The sequence below is a fragment of the Pseudomonas sp. 06C 126 genome (assembly GCF_001855215.1).
GTDB classification, from domain to species: domain Bacteria; phylum Pseudomonadota; class Gammaproteobacteria; order Pseudomonadales; family Pseudomonadaceae; genus Aquipseudomonas; species Aquipseudomonas proteolytica.
The window spans coordinates 1-4,782 of the sequence record NZ_MIFU01000137.1 but is presented as its reverse complement, the minus strand read 5'-3'; the positions used below and the strand labels follow the sequence as shown (position 1 = coordinate 4,782).

The 4,782-nt window shown below is 55.8% G+C and carries 1 protein-coding gene and 1 pseudogene; both read left to right on the top strand.

The features are described 5' to 3' along the window. Positions 1-142: 142 nt before the first annotated feature. A complete protein-coding gene (locus tag BHC62_RS25215) occupies positions 143-4,312 on the top strand; it encodes a YncE family protein (protein WP_070996567.1) in 4,170 nt (1,389 codons plus the stop codon). A 115-nt stretch (positions 4,313-4,427) separates the two neighbouring features. Beyond that, positions 4,428-4,655: pseudogene (locus BHC62_RS25210) on the top strand (protein BatD); the annotation flags it as partial. Positions 4,656-4,782: the final 127 nt, after the last annotated feature.

Below are 4,782 nucleotides of genomic sequence, written 5' to 3'. Positions count from 1 at the left end.
CAATGGGCTTGCCTACAAACACTCCATCCCAACCACTCGTCGGCACTGTCAAATCTAACAGCTAGGCACTGCGCCCCTGCGGGTGTTTGATTTTCCTTGTTTCGCGACGTCAGGCGGCGTCGCTCTTTCAGGGATACTTGTCATGTCTAACGAACTGATCACCCAGGATTTCCCCCCCGAAACCTTTCCTCTACGGCTCCCCCATGAGGGCGGCGGGGACGCCCATTTTGTCGAGGACCTCGACACGCCTTACGTCGCCAATGCCGTGCAACCGGTCGTGGATGCCGACGTCGGTCTGGGCATTCGTCATCTGGAGAACTTCCTGTATATCACCTTCGAACGCTGGTTCAGCCTCAACGTCGGTGACGTTTTCAAGTTTTACATGGGCAACGTCGAGGTCTGGGGTGAAATCACGACAGGTAAGGACGCTGAACCTCGCTACCAGTTGCGGATTTCTTATGACAATGTCCCCACCGGCTTCCTGTATCCCTGCTATGGCAGCGTGCTGCGTGCCGGCAGCAGCACCGAAAGCACTTCACCCAAGCAGACCTGGTTCGTTAAAAAGACTCGCCCGGGCGGTGTAGATAAGGATCCGGGAGAGCCTTACCATTCGGAATTGGTGGTGTCTCTCCCGGCCGACTTGCAGGGCCCCGGCGCGGTCCTGGTCCCCGAGCGCGCCGACTTGGGTGTAGTACTTACGATCGAGCGATATCCCAATATTCGGGTCCGCGACACCATCGAGTTGTATTGGAATGGTCACTTGGTGCTCCTGCGCCTGGATGAGGACCACGCTTCAGGGGCCAAGCCTATCGAAGTACAGGTCGAGCCCGAAGTTCTCTACCGACCCAACGGCAGTGGCCTGTTGACCATCCGTTTCAGGGTTGTCGATGAGGTCTTGAATTACTCCGGCGGGCCCTGGATGAACGCCGAACAATTCCAGCAGCAGTGGTCTCAATCGATCCGCCTGGAAAGCGACCTGGACCCCTCCTTGCTGGAACGGCCCTACTTCCTGCTAAACAACCTCGACATCACCGATGTAGATTTCGACACCCATAGCGAAGGCCACTTTCAGGTTGAGGTGTTCGTACCCACGCGGCTTCCGGACAACTCGTTGATACCTGCCGGTACGCAGATCGTCGTGACGTTGAGCGGCGTTGACGCCGTCGGCACCCCCATCACGCTGCAGTTGCCACCCTTTGCGGTCCGAATCAACCGGTCGGCTTTTGCCGATGTGCCTAACAGTTTCCTCAAACAACTGATCAACGGCACGCTGCAGATCGCCTATGACCTGGAGTTTCCCCTGGGCAATGTGCTGGGCACCTCACGCCGCCTATCCGTCACGATTTACGGCACCCTTTCGACCATGCCGCCAGTTCGTATCGTCGAAGCGGAAGCTGGACTGGTCGACCCGACACTCCCCTATATCACCGTCGAATTCCCGGAATACATCCCCTACGACCGCAACTACTCCGTCACCCTGCGCATGGAAGCGATGCGTCCCGATGGCGCTGTGGAGTTTTATGAACAAGTGCTGCTGGCCGGTGATCCGCCGCCGCCGACGCGCTTTCGGATCGTGTTCAACAGCGACTTCAAGCGTTTTGAAAATATCAACGACGTGTCGGTTTTCTACCGGGTGGACGACGGTAAAGTCGGCGCCCTCGGCGCCAACCTGCTGACAGTGCGCGAGTCCGAACGACTGACGGTCCAGTTTGGCACGCGCGTGGCGTCCATGCCGCCTCCCCTACTGCAGGGGGTTGATGAACATGACAACCTCGACCCTGCCGATGTGATTGGTCAGGCCATTCTCACACTGCCTTATGTACGCACCTTCTCAGGGGATAAGTTCATCTGGAACTGGACGGGCACCGGCATCGGCGGCAGCACCAGCGGCGAGATCGAACTCAACAACGGCACGGCCGGTCGCCCTGTGGCGTTTCCTGTCAGCACGTCGTTTATCAACCCTAATTTCAACGGTGAAATTCGTATCCGCTACTCGTTGGTTCCGGCCGACGGAAGCCCCGTGCTGAGCTCTGAGGTACTGATCATCAGCGTGGGCGTTGCCTTGGGCGACCTGCCCCGGCCAGAAGTCGAAGAAGCCTCTAGGCATCCCGACCAAGTGACCCCAGAGGCCCTGACAGCGGGCGCGACCATCAAGGTCACCTTTGCCCAAATGCAGACCGGCGACAGGGTGCGAGCATGCTGGAAAGGAGTGGATAGTATCGGCAGCCATTGCGAGACCCAGGACGGTAATAGCATCAAGACGCTGTTTTACACAGTGCCTCCCGAAGTGGTCGGCAGCAATATCCAGCCAGGCGGACGCATTATCCAGGTGCAGTATTTCCTGCTGCGCGGTACTCGGGAAATTCCCTCGCCAGTGCTGTCGTTATTGCTGCTGCCGCTTACTACGCTATCAATTCCCACCATCGAAGGCATTGGTGAAAGCCCAATGCTCGACCTTTCCCGACTCGCCGGCCACGAACGCACAATGCTCAACACGTGGCACTTTACCCATGCGGCACAACGTATGTGGATGGAGTATCACGGAGAATATGCCGACGGCACGCCGTACTTCGAAGCCACCTACACCGCCAACCTGGTGACTGACGACGGCGTCTCCCAGGGCATCCTGCCGCCGACTCCGGTCGATGAACTGCGCCTGCTCAAAGACGGCTCGCGGCTGAGTATTCAGTTTTGGGTCAGCTTCGACCGTACCTCCGATAAGTCCAACGCCGTATTGTTCCGGATTCGTGAACATACGATTCAGGCGTTACCGGGGGTCTTGCCCCATCCCGTCATCAGCGGCGCTTCCGGCACCGGCCCCGACGTGACCATCGCCAACCCGTTGAGCATTGAGAACAATATGCGGGTCAGCGTGGCCTACGCCATGGCCCCGACAGACCGAATCACCCTGGAGATGATTTTCCAATCCGGCACACCTTACACCGTGAGCCTGGATGGTCAGGCCGGTGGCACCGTGGTGTTCTCCCTGAGCAACGCCATCCTGGCACGCTGTGTGAACAGCACCGTTTGCGTGCGATATAGCGTGTTGCGTAATGGCCAGACCATTCCATCGCACTTGCAAACGGTCACCTTCGGTACTATCGCCGCTGCGAACCTACCACGTCCGTTGATTAACAACATTGCCAATGGCGGCACCCTCGACCTCACCGCCTTTACCGGCAATGCCACTGCGTCTGTCGCCAAGTGGCGTTTGAGTGCAGCCAAGCAGCGGGTGTGGTTGACTTGCAGCAGTGCGGGTGTGGCTGATCTGGATGTGCTTGACGGCGTGGAGATCAGTGCAACGGAAGCGGCGAATGGACTTGTAAACATCCCGGTGCAGCGTAACTGGCTTGCGGCATTGCCTACTGGGAGCCAACTTACTGTTACGTGCAAGGTGACTTTCGATGGAAGTCCGGATAAGGCGCAGGCGGTTGATTTCCAAAGTGCGACTTATTCAGTGGTATCAGCCCCTCGAATTATTAAAACGATCACTACTGGAGGCCGGCCGCTATACTTATCCGCCAGCCCTGACGGAAGTAGAGTATACGTTTCAGGCGATAGTTTGGGTATCGCCGTGATTGATACTGCCAGCAATCAAATAATTCACAGCATCCGTGATGCTAACTCTAATTTCGCAATCCATCCAGATGGAACGCGACTTTATGTCAACACAAGCTCAATGGCACTCGCTACAATCAACACCAGTACCTTTGCACGTACCGAGGTAATCATAGATGTAAGTATGCGCATCTTTGTATTCAATGCATCCGGCTCCCGCCTATATGGCGTGAATGCCGACACGGGCTCAGTCATTGTCTTTGACACAGCCACAAACAGAGTCATTCAACAAATCAGCATTCAATGGGCTAACACTATAACATACAACCCTCGCAACAATAGACTGTATGTCTTCAGAAGTAATACGAACGACATCGTCATCATTGACGCCAACACAAACCAGGTCATAACCCACGTACCAATTCAGGCATTCTATAGTGCCTACAGCCCCTATACCTCCCGTATTTACGGGTCTGGATGGCAAGTGCTTTACATATTAAACACCGATACAAATACACTAGTTAAAACGATAAACATCGACAGACCAAGAGTTGCATTCGGCACAACGACCGAGCACGCATATGTAACCTCAAGAAACGCAAACTCACTTTCAGTTATGAACATACACACTGAAACAATCACATCCACGATTACAGGCTTCCACGACCCAGCCAACATCATAACACTACCTGGAAAGCCTATTGCATATGTCGCAAATATAGGAGGAGGCTCGGTATCGGTAGTTCAACTATGACATAACAACCAACGCACTTTAAGCGGGCACCTACCGAAGCGCCCGCTTATTTAACCACAGAAAAACGCAACAAAAAAAACGGGACCAAAAAAACGGGACAGATCTATTTAATATCAAGGCCGAAGGCCTGGCCAGCGCCCAGTTGCCGGCGCTGCCGAGCACCGAAATCGCCGGCCTGCGGCGTTATCCCGACCAGCCGGTGCTGAGCAATCAGGACAGCGAACGCGAAGTGATCGGCAGCCGCGAAGACCTGGTGCCCAACCGCGCCGGCGCGCTGGAATTGCCCGGCGTAGAAGTGGTGTGGTGGAACACCCACGAAGACCATCTGGAACGCACTAGCATGCTGCCGCTGTATCCCAAGTAACTTTGATCCCCCCCGCCACGACACGCTGTGGCAATGGGCTTGCCTACAAACACTCCATCCCAACCACTCGTCGGCACTGTCAAATCTAACAGCTAGGCACTGCGCC

Excerpts from the sequence above, each read along its gene's own strand:
- BHC62_RS25215 (WP_070996567.1), top strand. The coding sequence starts at position 143 with ATGTCTAACGAACTGATCACCCAGGATTTCCCCCCCGAAACCTTTCCT.